The sequence below is a fragment of the Stutzerimonas kunmingensis genome (assembly GCF_002929225.1).
Taxonomy (GTDB): domain Bacteria; phylum Pseudomonadota; class Gammaproteobacteria; order Pseudomonadales; family Pseudomonadaceae; genus Stutzerimonas.
Map to the genome: position 1 here is coordinate 398280 of NZ_PISM01000014.1, position 17482 is coordinate 415761.

The following is a 17482-nucleotide window of genomic DNA, read 5'->3' on the forward strand; positions in this document are numbered from 1 at the left end:
GCGCTGTAGGCATGCCGTTGCGGTATGCAGGAAACCGAGGAATCCAATCCATGATCTCCCGATTGATAGGGAAATACCGGCCGTTCGCGGGCGTGGTTTTTGTCGCCGCGTTCGGCCTGCCCGGCGCAGCCACCGGGCTGACATTCGACGATGCCCTGAACCTCGCGCAACAGCAGGCGCCGTCGCTACGTGCCGAGGCATTGAGGCTGCAAGCCGCGCGTAGCGAAGCCGTCGCTGCGGGCGAGCTGCCCGACCCGAAACTGCTGCTGGGCCTGCAGAACGTGCCGATTGAAGGCGCCGAGCGCTGGAGCCTCGATGAGGACGGCATGACCATGCGCATGGTTGGCCTCATGCAGGAAGTTCCGAACCGCGACAAGCGCAAGGCACGCAGCGATGCGGCACAGGCGTCTGTCCAGCGCGCAGGTGCCTCTCGCGAGGTGGAAGCCCTCAGGGTGCGTCTGGCGACTGCCCAGGCGTGGATCGCCACCCACGCGGTGGAACGCAAGATTCGGCTGTTCGACCAGTTGTTCGAGGAGAACCGCCTGCTCGCCGAAGCAATTCGGGCGCGTATCGCCGGCGGGCGAGGGCAGCTGACCGACAGCGTCGCGGCGAAGCAACAGGCGGCGTTATTGGCTGATCGCCAGGACGAACTGGAGCAGCAGCGCCGCCAGGCACGCGCGGCGCTGGTGCGCTGGGTTGGCAGCGATGGCAATCGACCGCTGTTCGGCGAACCGCCGCGCTGGGCGATTGCCCCTGAACAACTGGCGCAGCGGGTCGGCCAGCACCCGCAACTGACCGCCTATGCGCCGATGACCCAGGTGGCGCAGGCACGCATCCGTGAGGCGACCGCCGAGAAACAGGTCGACTGGAGCTGGGAGGTCAGTTACCTCAAGCGCGGTCGCGAGTACGGCGACATGGTCAACCTGCAGTTCAGTTTCGACCTGCCGGTGTTTCAGCGCTCGCGGCAGAACCCGCGGATCGCCGCCCGCTACGCCGAGCTTGAACAACTGGAAGCCGAACGCGAAGCCATGACGCGCGAATTCGTGGAGCGGCTGGACGTCGAGCTGGCCGAGCTGGACCGTTTGCAGCGCGCTCTTGAACGTAACGCCGACGTGCTGCTGCCGCTGGGAGAGGAAAAGGTGGGGCTGGCCATGGCCGGCTATCGCGCCGGGACCAGCGAGCTTGAAACGGTGCTGGCAGCGCGCAACGAGCTGATCGAGACCCGCCTTGAACACATCGAGCTGCAAGGTCTGGTAGCCGTCGCGGCTGCGCGCCTGCACTTCGCTTACGGAGAAGCCAGATGAGCCGGAATGTTCTCGTAAGCGTCACCCTGGCCGGGGTGACGGCGCTGATCGGCGCGGGTGCCGGCTACTGGCTGGCCAGCTCTGATGACCAGGTTTCCGAACCAGTCGCATCCGCGGTCGAGAGTGACGCCCAGGTGCTGTACTGGTACGACCCGATGGTGCCGCAGCACCGTTTCGAAAAGCCCGGCAAGTCACCGTTCATGGATATGGACCTGGTGCCGCGCTACGCCAATGAGGACGGCGATGTCGCCACCATCAGTATCGATGCCGGCATCACGCAGAACCTTGGTATTCGCCTGACAACCGTCAGCCGCGGACAGCTGGTGAATGTGATCGAAGCGGTCGGCGTGCTCGAATACAACGCGCGTGATGTCGCGCTGGTTCAGGCTCGAGCCGGCGGGTTCGTCGAGCGCGTCTATCGGCATGCGCCAGGCGATGTGCTGGACAAGGGCGCAGCGCTGGCCGACCTGCTGATTCCCGAGTGGTCGGCCGCTCAGGAGGAATACCTGGCCCTGCGGCGAATCGGCGAACCAGCGCTGCTGGCGGCCGCACGGCAGCGCCTGCGTCTGGCCGGCATGCCGGCATCGACCATCAGCCAGCTCGAGCGCAGTGGCAAGGTCAACGCGTCCATTACCATTTCCACCCCGATCGGCGGCGTACTGCAGGAGCTGGATGTTCGCGAAGGGATGACGCTTGCGGCCGGTGCGCCGCTCGCGCGGATCAATGGGCTGGACAGCGTCTGGCTGGAAGTGGCGGTGCCAGAGGCGCAGAGCCAGGGTGTCCGCGTCGGCCAGCGCGCCACTGCGCGGCTGCCGGCGCTGCCGGGCCAGCTCATCGAGGGTGAGATCACCGCGGTGCTGCCGGAAGCCAATGCTGCAAGCCGTACCCTGCGTGTGCGGGTAGAGCTGCCCAATCCGGACGGACTGCTGCGGCCCGGGCTGACGGCTCAGGCCAGCCTGGCCGGTGGCGACGATGCGTCGGTTCTGCTGATTCCCGGCGAGGCGGTCATTCGAACCGGGCGTCGCAGCCTGGTGATGCTGGCCGAGCCCGGCGGCCGCTATCGCCCGGTGGAAGTCGAGACCGGGCGGGAGAGCGGCAGCCAGACTGTCATCCTCCGCGGCCTGGAGGAAGGCCAGCAGGTGGTTGCGTCCGGCCAGTTCCTGCTGGACTCCGAAGCCAGCCTGCGCGGCATCGTCGCGACGCCCGCGGCCAGGGATGTGCAGCACGACCATGCTCAGCCGGCACCGGTGCTGCATGAATCCGAAGGCCGCGTCATGGCGCTCGCCGATGCCCGCGTGAAGATCGCACACGGCCCATTCCACACGCTTGGCATGCCCGGCATGACCATGGCGTTCGCGGTGGCCGATGCGGCATTGCTGCAGGACATCGAGGTCGAAGACCGGGTCCGTTTCGCCGTTCGGGAAACCGATGCGGGCCTGCTGGTCGAGCGAATTCAACCGCTGGAGAAGCAGCCATGATCGCCGCGCTGATTCGCTGGTCCGTCCTCAATCGGTTCCTGGTGCTGATGGCGACATTGCTGATGACTGCCGTGGGCATCTGGGCAGTGCGTACCACGCCGATCGACGCGCTGCCTGACCTGTCGGACGTGCAGGTGATCATCCGCACGCCCTATCCGGGGCAGGCGCCGCAGATCGTCGAGAACCAGGTGACCTATCCACTGACCACCACCATGCTTTCGGTGCCTGGGGCAAAGACGGTGCGCGGCTATTCGTTCTTCGGCGACAGCTTCGTCTATGTGCTGTTCGAGGACGGTACCGATCTCTACTGGGCGCGTTCGCGGGTGCTGGAGTACCTGAGTCAGGTGCAGAGCCGGCTGCCGGCCGGTGCCAAGCCATCCCTTGGGCCGGATGCCACCGGTGTGGGCTGGATCTACCAGTACGCGCTGGTCGACCGCAGCGGCACGCACGATCTCGCGCAACTACGCAGTCTGCAGGACTGGTTCCTCAAGTACGAACTCATCACGCTGCCCAACGTGGCCGAGGTGGCGACCATCGGTGGCATGGTCAAGCAGTACCAGGTCGTGCTCGACCCACTGAAGATGGCCAGCCTTGCCGTCACTCAGGCGCAGGTCATCGAGGCCATCGGCATGGCCAACCAGGAAACTGGCGGCGCAGTACTCGAATTGGCCGAAACCGAATACATGGTCCGCGCCTCCGGCTACCTGCAGACGCTCGAGGATTTTCGCCAGATTCCACTGCAGCTGAGCGCCAGGGGCGTGCCGGTCACGCTGGGCGATGTGGCGCATATCCAGCTCGGCCCGGAAATGCGTCGGGGCATTGCTGAGCTCGACGGGGATGGGGAAACGGTCGGCGGGGTGGTGATCCTGCGCAGCGGCAAGAACGCGCGGGAAACCCTGGCCGCCGTGCACGCCAAGCTCGAAGAGCTGAAAAGCAGCCTGCCCGAGGGTGTCGAAATCGTCACCACTTACGACCGCAGCGAGCTGATCGACCGCGCGGTGGACAACCTCAGCTTCAAGCTGCTGGAGGAATTCGTCGTCGTCGCACTGGTGTGCGGCATCTTCCTCTGGCACCTGCGCTCGTCGCTGGTGGCGATCGTCTCGCTGCCCATCGGCATATTGATCGCCTTCGCCGTGATGCGTTACCAGGGCATCAATGCCAACATCATGTCGCTGGGCGGCATTGCCATCGCCATCGGTGCGATGGTCGACGCGGCGGTGGTGATGATCGAGAACGCGCACAAGAAGGCCGAGGCCTGGCGCCACGCCAATCCGGGCAAGGAGCTGGAGGGTGAAGAGCACTGGCAGGTCATGACCAGCGCAGCGCAGGAGGTCGGCCCGGCGCTGTTCTTCTGTCTGCTGATCATCACCCTGTCGTTCATTCCGGTGTTCACCCTCGAAGCGCAGGAAGGCCGTTTGTTCGGCCCGCTGGCCTTTACCAAGACCTATGCCATGGCCGCAGCGGCGGGGCTTTCGGTGACCCTTGTGCCGGTGCTGATGGGCTACTGGATTCGCGGCAAGCTGCCGGACGAGTCGCGCAATCCGCTCAACCGCGGGTTGATACGGGTCTACCGCCCTGCGCTGAATGCGGTGCTGGATCACCCGAAATCGACCATTGGCGTAGCCGTGTTGATCCTGGCTACCACGCTGTGGCCGATGTCACGCTTGGGTGGGGAGTTCCTGCCACCGATGGACGAGGGTGATCTGCTCTATATGCCTTCGGCACTGCCAGGGCTGTCAGCACAGAAAGCCGCGCAGCTGTTGCAACAGACTGACCGCATGATCCGCACGGTTCCGGAAGTCGAAACCGTGTTCGGCAAGGCCGGCCGCGCCGAGTCGGCGACCGATCCGGCACCGCTGGAGATGTTCGAAACCACCATCCGCTTCAAACCGCGTCGGGAGTGGCGTGCCGGCATGACGCCGGAAAAGCTGATCGACGAGCTGGACCGGGCTGTGCAGGTGCCAGGCCTGACCAATATCTGGATCCCGCCGATCCGCAATCGCATCGACATGCTTGCCACCGGCATCAAGAGCCCGATCGGCGTGAAGATCGCCGGCGCCAATCTGGAGGAGATCGACCGTGTCAGCCAGCAGGTCGAGGCCGTTGCCAGAAAGGTGCCGGGTGTCAGTTCGGCGCTGGCCGAGCGCCTGGTCGGCGGGCGTTACGTCGATATCGATATCGATCGTCAGGATGCCGCCCGCTATGGGCTGAACATCGCCGATGTGCAGTCCATCGTTTCCAGCGCCATCGGTGGCGAAACCGTCGGTGAGACCATTGAGGGCCTTGCGCGATATCCGATCAGCGTTCGCTATCCTCGTGAATGGCGCGATACCCCCCAGCGGCTGGAGCAGCTACCGATCCTCACGCCGCGGGGCAGCCAGATCACCCTGGGCAGTGTGGCGCGAGTGCGCATAAGCGACGGTCCGCCGATGCTGCGCAGCGAGAATGCGCGGCTGGCGGGTTGGGTTTACGTCGACGTGCGCGGCCGGGATATCGCGTCGGTCGTCGCCGATCTGCGCGATGCGGTCAGCAGCGAAGTCAGTCTGCTGCCCGGCATGAGCCTGGCCTACTCGGGACAGTTCGAGTTTCTCGAGCGCGCCAACGAGCGCCTCAAGCTGGTGGTGCCCGCGACGTTGCTGATCATTTTCTTCCTGTTGTACCTGACCTTTGGCCGGATGGATGAGGCGGTGCTGATCATGCTGACCCTGCCGTTCGCGCTGACTGGCGGCGTCTGGTTTCTCTATCTGATGGATTACAACCTGTCGGTGGCCACCGGCGTCGGCTTCATCGCACTGGCGGGAGTCGCTGCGGAATTCGGCGTGATCATGCTGCTATATCTGAAGAACGCCTGGGTCGATCAGCAGCGCGACGGGCTGACCGGCGAGGCCGCGCTGTGCGAAGCAATCCGCGAAGGTGCGGTGCAGCGGGTACGCCCGAAGGCGATGACCGTTGCAGTGATTGTCGCCGGTCTTTTGCCGATCCTGCTGGGAGCGGGCACCGGCAGCGAAGTGATGAGCCGCATCGCGGCACCGATGGTCGGCGGCATGCTGAGTGCGCCGCTGCTGTCGCTGTTCGTCATCCCGGCCGCCTATCGTTTGATGCGCAGGCCCAGGAGAGGAACACAGGCGCGGTAGGCTCGGCTACATCAACAATAGGAGGAAGGAGTAGCCGAGCGACCCGAGCAGGAATGCCCCGAATCGGCTGTTCCTTTCCGTCGGCAGCTCCTCCTTCAGGACGTTGAGGATGATCGCGCCGGCAATGAAGGCGGTTACGGCCGACACACCCAGCTCCGAGAGTTCGATGACCGAGCCGAACGCCCAGCCGATCAGGGTTGCCCCCGCCAGGATCCAGCGGCCGCGTCGGGCAAACAGGTCCTGGTGATCATGCTGAAGGGCCACATCGTTGACCATGAAGTGCAGCGACATGGCCACGGTGTACCAGACCAGTTCCAGCGCCTGACCGGAATCACGGTTGGCGAGGATATGGCCGATCAGTGCGTTGTAGCCGGCAAACGCACCTATGTGCAGCCAGAACACGCCCGCGTGGGAGGGTGCACCTTCAGGCCGCTCGTCGCGGTGCTGCTTGATCAGCCGCTCGAGCCCGTAGAAGCAGACCAGGCCGACCAGTGCCAGCAGATAGGCATGGTGCTCCAGGTAGCGCAGCGGGTGAAACCCGCTATCCTCCATCACCCTCTGCCCGTCGGCCAGCTCGGGGAGCAGGTGGACGAAGACGTAAGCAACGGCGACGCCGCCGGCTGCGGATAGCCAGCGGCTACGCGGTAACTGGTGGAGTTTGCTCAGTCTGCCGGCCAGCATGTGAGTGGCCGTCAGCACCAGTGCGGCGATCAGGGTAAGCATGGGAAATCCAGGTAAATGGCCATCTGGTTTGTGACTTTGGCCGTTCATCGGCGTTCAGCATGCAATTCGTCGGCAGAGGGGATGGACTTATGATCTCGATCAGTTACCTGCGTCGTGATCGGCCAGGCCGATGATTTTTTTGATAGAGTTCGCTCCTGAAAAAGCGAGCAGCCAGCCAGCTTTTAGTACGGTCAATGAGGTGTCTGCTTGATTAGGGTGCTGGTGGTCGATGACCACGATCTGGTTCGCACGGGCATCAGTCGCATGCTGGCGGACATCTCCGGTCTTCAGGTGATAGGCCAGGCGGATTCCGGCGAAGACGCCATCCGCAAGGCGCGGGAACTGAAGCCTGATGTGGTGCTGATGGACGTCAAGATGCCGGGCATCGGTGGCCTCGAGGCGACCCGCAAGCTGCTGCGCAGCTACCCCGATCTGAAGGTCATCGCTGTGACGATATGTGAAGAAGACCCTTTCCCGACGCGCCTCCTGCAGGCTGGCGCGGCGGGTTATCTGACCAAAGGTGCGGCACTGGAAGAAATGGTGCAGGCCATTCGCATGGTATTTGGTGGTCAGCGCTACATCAGCCCGCAGATCGCCCAGCAACTGGCGCTCAAATCCTTCCAGCCGCAGCTCAGCGAATCGCCATTCGATCTGCTCTCGGAGCGGGAAATCCAGATCGCATTGATGATCGCCAACTGCCAGAAGGTGCAGAGCATCTCCGACAAGCTCTGTCTCTCGCCGAAAACAGTCAACACCTACCGTTATCGCATCTTCGAAAAGCTGTCGATTACCAGTGATGTCGAGCTTGCCCTGCTGGCGGTTCGCCACGGGATGGTCGACACCGTCAACTGATGAGCGAAACCTTCGACCCATCGGCGTTCCTGGCCGCCTGCAGCGGCCGGCCGGGCGTCTACCGCATGTTCGACGCACAGGCCAAACTGCTCTACGTCGGCAAGGCCAAGAATCTCAAGAAGCGTCTGGCCAGCTATTTCCGCAAGACGGGCCAGGCGCCGAAGACCGCCGCCCTGGTGGCCAAGATCGCGCAGGTCGAAACCACCATCACCGCCAACGAGACCGAGGCGCTGCTGCTCGAGCAGACCCTGATCAAGCAATGGCGACCGCCTTACAACATCCTGCTGCGGGACGATAAGTCCTATCCCTATGTGTTCCTCTCGGCCGGTGAGTTTCCACGACTGAGTATTCACCGGGGTGCGAAGAAGGAGCCGGGACGCTACTTCGGCCCCTATCCGAGCGCCGGCGCGATCCGCGAAAGCCTGAGCCTGCTGCAGAAGGCCTTCTTCGTACGCCAATGCGAAGACAGCTACTACCGCAACCGCACACGTCCCTGCCTGCAGTACCAGATCAAGCGCTGCAAGGCGCCTTGCGTGAATCTGGTCGAGCCGGAGGAATACGCCGAGGACGTACGACATTCGGTCATGTTCCTCGAAGGCCGTAGCAATGCGCTGGCCGAAGAGCTGTCACGCAATATGGAAAAGGCGGCGATGAACCTCGATTTCGAGCGTGCCGCCGAGATTCGCGATCAGATCGGCATCCTGCGTCGCGTGCAGGATCAGCAAAGCATGGAGGGCGGCACTGGCGACGTGGATATCGTCGCCGCGGTGGTCAGCCCGGGCGGCGCCTGCGTTCACCTGATCACCGTGCGTGGCGGCCGAGTGCTGGGGAGCAAGAATTTCTTCCCGCAGGTGGCTATCGAGGAAAGTGTCGCCGAGGTGCTGCAGGCGTTTCTCGAACAGTACTACCTGGGCGCCGCCGAACGCGATCTGCCGGGAGAGCTGATCGTCAACGTCGTGCACGAGGACTTTCCGACGCTGATCAGTGCCATCGCCGAGCTGCGCAGCTTCGATCTGACCATTACCCATCGCGTACGTGGCACGCGTGCGCGCTGGCAGCAGCTGGCGCTGACCAACGCGGAACAGGCGATGGCTGCACGCCTGGCCAATCGTCAGCATCTGTCCGCGCGGTTCGACGCGCTGGCCGAAGCGCTGGAACTCGACGAGCCGCCGATGCGCCTGGAATGCTTCGACATCAGTCACTCCAGCGGCGAGGCGACGGTGGCGTCCTGCGTGGTCTTCGGGCCGGAGGGGCCGCTGAAGTCGGACTATCGACGCTACAATATCGAGGGTGTTACCGCGGGCGATGACTATGCGGCGATGCACCAGGCGCTGTCCCGGCGTTTCCGCAAGGCAGCGGAGGGCGAGGGCAAGCTACCGGACATCCTGCTGGTCGATGGCGGCAAGGGCCAGCTGAACATGGCGCGTGAGGTGCTCGAAGAACTGGCCGTGCCGGATCTGATCCTGCTCGGCGTGGCCAAGGGTGTGACGCGCAAGCCGGGGCTGGAAACCCTTTACCTCAACGATGCGGCTCACGAGTTCACGCTTCCCGCAGACTCGCCGGCGCTGCACCTGATCCAGCAGGTGCGCGACGAGGCGCACCGTTTCGCCATTACCGGCCACCGTGCCAGACGCGGAAAAGCGCGGCGAACCTCGACGCTCGAAGGTGTCCCTGGCATCGGACCGAAGCGCCGTCGCGAACTGCTTACGCATTTCGGCGGTCTTCAGGAACTGTGCAGAGCCAGCCTCGACGAGATCGCCAAGGCTCCCGGCATCAGTAAAAAGCTTGCCGAGTCGATTTATGCCGCCCTGCACAGTGAGTAAACTGTCCCCGAATTCCGCCGATCAGTGGTACCGATGAATATCCCGAACTTGCTCACCGTTCTACGCGTGCTGCTGATACCCATCTTCATTCTGCTGTTCTATCTCCCGTTCTACTGGAGCTACCTGGCCGCGAGTGCAGTATTCACCGTTGCGGCGCTGACCGACTGGCTCGATGGCTACCTGGCGCGCCGTCTCGAGCAAAGCACGCCGTTCGGTGCCTTTCTCGATCCGGTGGCCGACAAGCTGATGGTCGCTGTAGCGCTGGTGTTACTGGTCGAAGAGCATTCGAACCTCTGGCTGACATTGCCGGCAGCAATCATCATCGGTCGGGAGATCGTCGTCTCGGCCTTGCGCGAATGGATGGCCGAGCTGGGCGCTCGCGCGCAGGTGGCGGTGTCGAACCTGGGCAAGTGGAAGACCGCTGCGCAGATGGTCGCGTTGGTGATCCTGCTGGCCAATCCGCCGCAGCCAACAATCTGGGTCGGGCTGGGTTATGCGCTGTTGATCGTGGCGGCGGGGCTGACGCTTTGGTCGATGATCAATTACCTGATGGCTGCCTGGCCGCACCTGAGCACCTCAGAAAAGAAATAAAAACTTTTTTAATCAAGGGGTTGACGGCAGCATTCGATCGTATAGAATGGCGCCCGTCACCAAGACAACGCGGGAATAGCTCAGTTGGTAGAGCACGACCTTGCCAAGGTCGGGGTCGCGAGTTCGAGTCTCGTTTCCCGCTCCAGTTTGTAAGATCGCGCCGCAGTAATAATGCGGCGCCTTCGTTTTGAGGCCGGTTGGCAGAGTGGTTATGCAGCGGATTGCAAATCCGTGTACGCCGGTTCGATTCCGACATCGGCCTCCATATTGAAAAGCCCCAAGCAACTAGTTGCTCGGGGCTTTTTCTTTTGCGCGGCTAAAAGCCAAGCATCTTGATACCCCAATTAGTTTGGCAACGAGCGACTCCGTAAAGGCTATCTATACTTCGAGAGCGCCTTTCGCGCGAGGAGAACAGCCATGCGACGCCTCACAGCTTTTACCCTTGCCGTCCTGTTCAGCACGCCGCTGCTGGCGATGCACTGTCCCATGGACATGGCCAAGATTGATGAGCAGCTCGAAACCAATCCGCCCAAGGATGCCGCTACGCTGCAGCAAGTTCGTGAGTTGCGTGCTGAGGGCGAGCAGCTGCATCAGGCTGGCAAACATGCCGATTCGGTAAGGGTGCTGGGCAAAGCGCTGTATCTGTTGGGGCTGAAGCCCTGATCAGCGCGCCCGGCGCAAGCCGACCAGCAGCCAGAACAGCAGTCCCAGTATCGGGAAGACGGCAATACCGATTGCCCAAAGCGCCTTTGCGCTTACGGTTCGCTCACTTTTGAAGACGCTGATGATCGCAAGCAGATTCGCGGCTATCAGCGCTACCGCGGCCGCTATGGCCAGGTACGTCATCGAATCGGACACTTCTCGCTCCTCCTGACAGTTCAACTATGAGGCCGTGAACTGCACAGGACGGTTCCGTTCGACAGTCGCGCCGCATTTGCAGCATTGCGACGAGATCACTCAGCCCAGCAGCTGCTCAAGCTCATCGCTGCTCGGCACCTTGCCCTCCACGACAATCTCCTCATCAACTGCGAGCGCAGGGGTGCGCATGACGCCCGCGTCGATGATGGCGTTTACGTCGGTGACTTTCTCGACCTCGAACTCCAGGCCGAGTCGCCGCGCGGCAGCTTCGGCGTTGGCGCAAAGCTGTTGGCACTTGGCGCAGCCAGACCCATAAACAGTCAGTTTCATTGTCGTCCTCACATCAGTTGGCCATAGAGATAGCCGCTGAGCGTGGCCATGACCACTACCAGCGAGCAGTACACGATCGTTTTCTGCGTGCCGAGCACGGTACGAATCACCAGCATGTTCGGTAGCGACAATGCAGGCCCCGCCAACAGGATTGCCAGTGCCGGGCCCTTGCCCATTCCTGCGCCCAACAGACCTTCCACGATGGGCACTTCGGTCAGGGTAGAAAAATACATGAAGGCGCCGAGGACCGAGGCGAGGAGGGTGGACGTGAAGCTGTTGTCGCCCACAGCCCAGACGACCCACTCGCTGGGAATCAGCCCTTCGTGGCCGGGGCGGCCGAGCAGCATGCCGGCGATCAGCACCCCGCCAAGCAGTAACGGCATGATCTGTTTGGTGAAGTCCCAGCTCTGACCGACCCATTCCTGGCTTGCTGCGTTCTGGCGACTGGCCTGTAGCATCAACCCCGCGATGCCTATGACCATGGCAAGCTCTGGCCATTGAGGCGCAAGCAGAGCGCTCGCAGCGACCAGCGCGCCAATCATGAACAACGGTCGTACCGACCAGTTCCAGCGACGCACCAGCAATGACGCCAGCAAGATGGCGAGGGTTGCGGTGATCGGCCACTTCCAGGCATGCACGGCCATCCAGGCCGAGTTCTCCGCGCTGGCCCAGTTGGCGAATACCAGAATGCCGATCATCAAGCTGAACAAGGCGACGATGTCGCCGAGCGGGTGCCCGTCGTCGTCACCGGCGAAACCGCGGGCACTTTTGGCCGCACGTGCAGCCTCCTCGCGGCGGTAGAGCAGGTGCATGATGGCGCCGATTACCAAGGCGAACACGATGGCACCAACGGCTCGAGCGATCCCGAGCTCGGCGCCAAGCACCTTGGCGGTGACCACGATGGCCATGACGTTGATCGCCGGCCCCGAATAGAGAAAGGCGATTGCTGCACCCAAGCCGGCACCGCGCCTGTAGATGCCGCCAAACAGCGGCAATACGGTGCAGGAGCACACCGCCAGCAGCGTGCCGGCGATGGATGCCACACCGAACGCCACGGGCTTCGGCGAAGCCGGGCCCAGGTGCTTCATCACTGCGCCCTGGCTGATGTAGACGGCCATTGCGCCCGCGATGACGAAGGCTGGCAGCAGGCAGAGGATCACATGTTCACGGGCGTACCACTGCGTCAGGCGCAGGCCTTCCAGTACTGCGTTTTCGAAACGGGGCTGGCCCATCGGCAGGAAGAAGATCAGCAGGAACGCCGCGCACATTCCGAGCAGCACTTTGGCTTCGGTGGGATGGCGCCGCCAGAAATTACCCAAGTGCGCTCTCAGCGAAATTGGTGTGTCACTGGTCGAGGCAGGCTGCTCTTGTGCGGGGCTGTCCATGTCTGTGGTCCTCTCAGGCGTCTGCATCGATGGTAGTCAGCCTGCGCGCCGCCCTGCTGATCAGGGTCAAGCGAAGGTGAGTGGTTCCAGCTCAATCAGCCGGCAACGCCCGGTTGTACCAGTCACGGCTGCGGTTGATGCTGCGCACCAGCCAGAGCATAACCGGCACCTCGATCAACACGCCCACAACAGTCGCAAGGGCCGCACCGGAATTGAAACCATAGAGCACGATTGCAACGGCAACCGCTAGTTCGAAGAAATTCGAAGCACCGATCATTGCAGATGGGCCGGCAACATCATGGCGAACCAGGAAGCGACGGTTGAGCCAGTAGCCGAGCCCGGCGATGAATAGTGTTTGCAGCAGGATCGGTACTGCGAGCATGGCGATGATCAACGGCTGGGCCACGATCGCTTCGCCCTGGAAGGAGAACAGCAGGACGAGGGTCGCCAGCAACGCCACGATGGAAAATGGCTGCACCTTCGCCAGTGCCGCCTGAAAGGCCGGCTCACCGCGCTTCATCAGCCTGCCGCGAATGAACTGGGCGATGGCCAGCGGAATGACGATGTACATCACTACCGAGAGCAACAGGGTATCCCAGGGCACTGGAATCGACGACACGCCGAGCAGCAGGGCGACGATTGGCGCAAAGGCAAATACCATTACAACGTCGTTCAGCGCCACCTGGGTCAGCGTGAAATTGGCGTTGCCGTTGCAGAGATTGCTCCAGACGAAAACCATCGCCGTGCAGGGTGCGGCGCCCAGGAGGATCAGGCCAGCCATGTAGCTATCGAGCTCGGAAGCCGGGAGCCACGGCGCGAAGACATGCTTTATGAATACCCAGCCGAGCAGGGCCATGGTGAATGGCTTGACCGCCCAGTTGACGAACAGCGTGATGCCCATGCTCGCCCGTTGTGCATAAACCTCCCGCAGCGCCGAGAAATCAATCTTCATCAGCATCGGGATGATCATCACCCAGATCAGCAGGCCGACCGGAATGTTCACATGGGCGATTTCCAGCGCGCCGACCGCTTGTGCGGCAGCAGGCAGTCCCAGACCGAGGAGGGTGCCGGCGACGATGCAGAGAAAGACCCAGAGCGTCAGATAACGCTCGAAGAATCCGAGCGGGACGCCGGCCGCTTTCTTCCCGGCCACTTCACATTGACTGGACATCGCTAATTACACCTTTTCGCATGATGATCGGGATTGCATCGGAGGTTGCTAGGGGCGCTGCAGGGACGTTGCGGCAAGTGCCTGAACGACCTCATCGACGGTACTTCGCGCCGTGCGAGTGACGCCGATCAGCGTGGCGGATGCCATGCCGGTCCAGTCGCCGTAGCCCACCAGCCAGAGATTGGGTTGCTTCACGACACGGGTGCCTTCTACCTGTACTTTGCCATCGGCCTCGATGATGCCGAGTTCACGAAGATGATCCAGTGCCGGGCGGAAACCTGTGCACCAGATCACCGCGTCCAGGTCCTCACGACGCCCATCCCACTCGACTCCCGTTTCGGTGAAGCGCGCGAAGGGGCGCTCGGCCACCAAAACGCCACGCTCGCGGGCTTCGCGCACCGGCGGCACCATGACGATGTCACCGAAGCCGCCGGCCGGCTCGTCGATGCTGCGCCCCTCCTGCTGCGCCTTCCAGCGCGCGGTGGCGCGCTCGAACAGCACGCGGCCGTCGACATCGTCGGGCAGAAACGCAGGTGGCTCCTGAGTGACCCAGCGTGTCTCGCTGACTCTGGATAGCTCGGCGAGGACCTGCGCGCCGGAGTTTCCACCGCCTACCACCATCACCCGTTTACCTGCGAAGGGACCAGGGTCACGGTAGTGAGCCGAGTGAATCTGCGTACCCTGAAAAAGCTCGCGCCCTTCATAAGGCGGAATGAAAGGCTTGCTCCAGGTGCCCGTCGCACTGATGACTGCGCGAGCCAGCCAATGCTGATCGCCTGCTCGCACAAGCCAGAGATCGTCGAGGCGGCTGATCGTATCGACTCGAACCGATCGCTGAATGGGAAACCGGTAGCGATCTTCGTAGCGTCGCAAATAATCGATAACATCGCTGCGCGTGGGATTGCCCGGCTCGACCGGAGCAGGCATCGGCCAGCCGGCAATCGAGCTCCAGGCGGCGGGTGAGAACAGTCTCAGCGACTCCCAGGCGTGCAGCCATGCGCCGCCGGGACTGGGCTGTTCATCCAACAGCAGATAGGACAGCGACGCGCGGCGCAGAAAGTACGCAGTCGTCAGGGCGGACTGTCCTGCGCCAATGATGATGACATCGAGAACATTGGGTGCTGTCATCAAGCGGCTCCCGTGAAGGCGGATATTCGTTCGAATAAATATATGCGATGCGGAATATACGCCTCTTGTTCCGGCGCAACAAACTCGCCTTCGACAGCGCCCAGTAAATAGCCAGCCTAGCTCGAGAGAGAGCTTTACTTGCTTATGCGCTAAGCAATATATTCGCCCAAGCATATCTTATGGGGAACGGCTTCATGGCCTACAAATCGCGTGTCCTGTTCGTCTGCGTCGCCAACTCGGCACGCTCCCAGCTCGCCGAGGCGTTGCTGCGGCATACCGATTCGGAGCACTTCGAGGCGTTCAGTGCAGGCACCGCTCCCACCCAGGTCGATCTACGAGCGTTGGCAGCGCTCGAGCAGCTTGGCGTTGCGACAGTGGGATTGCACAGCAAATCGCTGGAGGAAGTGGAAGGGCAACCGTTCGATTTCGTGATCACGCTGTGTGATAAGTCGTCATTGGAATGCCTTGCACTGCCTGGTGCGGGCGAGTACATCGCCTGGAACTTCGAAGACCCTGCCACCAGCAACCAGCCGGATGCCTACCGGCACACGCTTCACGAGATACATGAGCGGATCAAGATATTCGTGTTGGTCAAGAACAAGCGCTGAGAAGATATCAATGGTCGAGCACCTGACACCTACCACTGTATTCAAATGCCTGGCAGACGAGACTCGCGTGCGGATCGCGTTGCTCGTCGCCCGTGAAGGCGAATTGTGTGTCTGCGAGCTGACCTGTGCGCTGGATGAAAGCCAGCCAAAGATCTCGCGGCATCTGGCGCTGCTGCGCGGATGCGGAATTCTGGAAGACCGCCGTCAGGGCCAATGGGTTTACTACCGACTCCACCCGCACCTGCCTGACTGGGTGACCGACATGCTGCAGCCGATCCTGGCCGCCAACAAGAATTGGCTGGGCGATAACGTGCAGCGCCTCGAAAGTATGCGCAACCGCCCAGAACGCGCCAGCTCATGCGCCTGAATCAAGAACGACCATGAAGATTCTCTTTCTCTGCACCGCCAACAGCTGCCGCAGCATTCTGGCCGAGGCGCTGTTTAACCATCTCGCGCCGGCCGGCATGCGCGCGTTCAGCGCCGGCAGCGAGCCAAGAGGCGAAATCAATCCACTGACGCTTGAGGCGCTGGCGCGGGCCGGCATTGCGGCTGATGGCTTGTATAGCAAGAGCAGCTATGCGCATCAGGCGCTGAATCCCGACTTCGTCATTACCGTCTGCGACAAGGCCGCGGGCGAAGCGTGCCCGGTACATTTCGGTCCAGCCACCAAGGCGCACTGGGGGCTTGCCGATCCTTCCGAGAGCGTCGGTAGTCCGGAGGAAGTAAAAGCGGCGTTCGATGCCACGCTGTTCAGGCTCAAGCTACGTTTCACCGCGTTTCTCGCGCTACCGCTCGCTCAACTGGATGCCGCTACGCTGAGAACCGAGCTGGCGCGCATCGGCACACTTTGAACCTAGCAGGACATGCCTAATGAACGACGATCTGCCCAATATCGACCCAGATCTGCTGGATATGCCTGACCTGGACAAGCTTGCTCTGCCGGCAGGTCCAGAACACAGGCCACGCATCCTGCTGCTCTATGGCTCTAACCGGGAGCGCTCCTACAGTCGCTTGCTGGTACAGGAAGCTGCGCGCCTGCTCGAGCGTTTCGGTGCCGAGACGCGCATCTTCAATCCGTCGGGATTGCCGCTGCCGGACGATGCACCGGACAGCCATCCGAAGGTGCAGGAGCTGCGCGAGCTGATGCAGTGGTCGGAAGGTCAGGTGTGGTGTTCGCCGGAGCGTCACGGCTCGATGAGCGCGGTGTTCAAGGCGCAGATCGACTGGGTGCCGCTGGCCATGGGCGCGGTGCGGCCGACACAGGGCAAGACGTTGGCGATCATGCAGGTCAGTGGCGGCTCTCAGTCGTTCAACGCGCTGAACCAGATGCGCGTGCTGGGCCGCTGGATGCGCATGATCACCATCCCCAACCAGTCCTCGGTGGCCAAGGCCTTTCTCGAATTCGACGACGCCGGCCGGATGAAGCCCTCGGCCTACTACGACCGCGTGGTGGATGTGATGGAGGAGCTGATCAAGTTCACCCTGCTGGTACGCGGTCGGGCCGACTACCTGGTCGATCGCTATTCGGAACGCAAGGAGTCGGCCGAAGCGCTGTCCCGTCGCGTTAATCAACGCTCCATCTGACTTTCAGGAATCGTCCGCGTGTCCCATCCCTACGACATCCTCGATGTACCCGGCGGCGCCGGTCAGCTGATCTTCACACCGTGCCCCGGCAGCAAGGGCACCAGCGTCGATGAGGCGCTGGCTACCCTGCAAGCGGCCGGCGCTGACGCGCTGATCACCCTGATGCCTGCTGAAGAGCTGGCGCGCAACGAAGCGACGCAGCTGGCGCAGCTCTGCGCCGAGCGCGGCCTCGAGTGGTTTCACCTGCCGGTGGCTGACGAACAGGTGCCGCTGGCGGACTTCGACCAGGCCTGGGAACAGTCGGCGGATCGGATCAATGAGCTGCTGGATGCCGGCAAGCGCATCGCCATTCACTGCAAGGGCGGCTCCGGTCGTACGGGACTGATCGCAGCGCGCATCCTGATAGACCGCGACGTGCCGCGCGCAACCGCCATCGCCAGCGTCCAGGCGTTGCGCCCCAAGGCTATCCAGCATCCGGCGCATGTCGGCTGGATCGAACGCTTCGGCGCATGA

Annotated in this window: 18 protein-coding genes and 2 tRNA genes; 14 read left to right on the forward strand and 6 right to left on the reverse strand. The window is 62.6% G+C overall.

Annotation, left to right across the window (positions count from 1 at the left end; all coding sequences use genetic code 11):
* Positions 1-50: 50 nt before the first annotated feature.
* Genes CW305_RS08475 through CW305_RS08485 form a run of 3 tightly spaced genes read left to right on the forward strand, consistent with a single transcriptional unit; the run spans position 51 to position 5916 of the window.
* A complete protein-coding gene (locus CW305_RS08475; protein ID WP_104097632.1) occupies positions 51-1304 on the forward strand; it encodes a TolC family protein in 1254 nt (417 codons plus the stop codon).
* Entirely contained in the window at positions 1301-2782 is a 1482-nt protein-coding gene (locus tag CW305_RS08480) for an efflux RND transporter periplasmic adaptor subunit (RefSeq protein ID WP_104097633.1), read from the forward strand. Before CW305_RS08475 ends, CW305_RS08480 begins: the two co-directional genes overlap by 4 nt.
* On the forward strand, positions 2779-5916 hold the full coding sequence (locus tag CW305_RS08485) for an efflux RND transporter permease subunit (protein WP_104097634.1): 3138 nt from the start codon (positions 2779-2781) through the stop codon (positions 5914-5916). The genes CW305_RS08480 and CW305_RS08485 overlap by 4 nt, the downstream gene beginning before the upstream one ends.
* Positions 5917-5922: 6 nt before the next feature.
* Here the strand turns inward: CW305_RS08485 and CW305_RS08490 are convergent, their stop codons facing one another.
* Complete coding sequence (locus CW305_RS08490) at positions 5923-6639, reverse strand: hypothetical protein (RefSeq protein ID WP_104097635.1); 717 nt, start codon at positions 6637-6639, stop codon at positions 5923-5925.
* Positions 6640-6846: 207 nt separating this feature from the next.
* Here CW305_RS08490 and gacA point away from each other — a divergent pair, with 207 nt between their 5' ends.
* The 6 genes from gacA to CW305_RS08520 all read left to right on the forward strand — a co-directional run bounded on the left by gacA (position 6847) and on the right by CW305_RS08520 (position 10568).
* On the forward strand, positions 6847-7491 hold the full coding sequence (gene gacA, locus CW305_RS08495) for a response regulator transcription factor GacA (RefSeq protein WP_003284948.1): 645 nt from the start codon (positions 6847-6849) through the stop codon (positions 7489-7491).
* A complete protein-coding gene (gene uvrC, locus CW305_RS08500; RefSeq protein ID WP_104097636.1) occupies positions 7491-9314 on the forward strand; it encodes an excinuclease ABC subunit UvrC in 1824 nt (607 codons plus the stop codon). Before gacA ends, uvrC begins: the two co-directional genes overlap by 1 nt.
* Positions 9315-9347: 33 nt before the next feature.
* Positions 9348-9905 (forward strand): CDP-diacylglycerol--glycerol-3-phosphate 3-phosphatidyltransferase, encoded by a 558-nt coding sequence (pgsA, locus tag CW305_RS08505; RefSeq protein WP_003300236.1) that lies wholly within the window; start codon positions 9348-9350, stop codon positions 9903-9905.
* A 69-nt stretch (positions 9906-9974) separates the two neighbouring features.
* Positions 9975-10050 (forward strand) — tRNA-Gly (locus CW305_RS08510).
* Positions 10051-10096: 46 nt separating this feature from the next.
* A tRNA-Cys gene (locus tag CW305_RS08515) sits at positions 10097-10170 on the forward strand.
* 152 nt (positions 10171-10322) lie between these two features.
* Positions 10323-10568: a hypothetical protein gene (locus tag CW305_RS08520; RefSeq protein ID WP_014820259.1), complete on the forward strand. Its 246-nt coding sequence runs from the start codon at positions 10323-10325 to the stop codon at positions 10566-10568.
* Here the strand turns inward: CW305_RS08520 and CW305_RS08525 are convergent, their stop codons facing one another.
* From CW305_RS08525 to CW305_RS08545, 5 genes are all read right to left on the reverse strand, one after another.
* On the reverse strand, positions 10569-10751 hold the full coding sequence (locus tag CW305_RS08525; RefSeq protein WP_181063879.1) for a PLDc N-terminal domain-containing protein: 183 nt from the start codon (positions 10749-10751) through the stop codon (positions 10569-10571).
* Between the two features lie 111 nt (positions 10752-10862).
* Positions 10863-11093 carry a thioredoxin family protein gene (locus CW305_RS08530; RefSeq protein WP_023446610.1) on the reverse strand — a complete coding sequence of 77 codons (231 nt, stop codon included), beginning with the start codon at positions 11091-11093 and terminating at the stop codon, positions 10863-10865.
* Positions 11094-11101: 8 nt separating this feature from the next.
* Positions 11102-12412, reverse strand: a complete 1311-nt coding sequence (locus CW305_RS08535) for a permease (RefSeq protein ID WP_023446609.1) — start codon at positions 12410-12412, stop codon at positions 11102-11104.
* A 157-nt stretch (positions 12413-12569) separates the two neighbouring features.
* Complete coding sequence (gene arsB, locus CW305_RS08540) at positions 12570-13649, reverse strand: ACR3 family arsenite efflux transporter (protein WP_014820255.1); 1080 nt, start codon at positions 13647-13649, stop codon at positions 12570-12572.
* A 48-nt stretch (positions 13650-13697) separates the two neighbouring features.
* A complete protein-coding gene (locus tag CW305_RS08545; RefSeq protein ID WP_104097638.1) occupies positions 13698-14777 on the reverse strand; it encodes an ArsO family NAD(P)H-dependent flavin-containing monooxygenase in 1080 nt (359 codons plus the stop codon).
* 194 nt (positions 14778-14971) lie between these two features.
* Between CW305_RS08545 and CW305_RS08550 the strand changes: the two genes are divergently transcribed.
* From CW305_RS08550 to CW305_RS08570, 5 genes are read left to right on the forward strand one after another with little or no spacing between them, the layout of a single operon-like run.
* The gene (locus CW305_RS08550) at positions 14972-15385 is read left to right on the forward strand and encodes an arsenate reductase ArsC (RefSeq protein ID WP_104097859.1); all 414 of its coding nucleotides are present in this window, start codon (positions 14972-14974) and stop codon (positions 15383-15385) included.
* A 10-nt stretch (positions 15386-15395) separates the two neighbouring features.
* On the forward strand, positions 15396-15752 hold the full coding sequence (locus tag CW305_RS08555) for a metalloregulator ArsR/SmtB family transcription factor (RefSeq protein WP_014820252.1): 357 nt from the start codon (positions 15396-15398) through the stop codon (positions 15750-15752).
* Between the two features lie 13 nt (positions 15753-15765).
* Positions 15766-16236 carry an arsenate reductase ArsC gene (locus CW305_RS08560; protein WP_014820251.1) on the forward strand — a complete coding sequence of 157 codons (471 nt, stop codon included), beginning with the start codon at positions 15766-15768 and terminating at the stop codon, positions 16234-16236.
* A gap of 19 nt (positions 16237-16255) precedes the next feature.
* Positions 16256-16969, forward strand: coding sequence for an arsenical resistance protein ArsH (gene arsH, locus CW305_RS08565; protein ID WP_014820250.1), 714 nt, complete (start codon positions 16256-16258; stop codon positions 16967-16969).
* Between the two features lie 18 nt (positions 16970-16987).
* Positions 16988-17482 carry a cyclin-dependent kinase inhibitor 3 family protein gene (locus CW305_RS08570; protein WP_104097639.1) on the forward strand — a complete coding sequence of 165 codons (495 nt, stop codon included), beginning with the start codon at positions 16988-16990 and terminating at the stop codon, positions 17480-17482.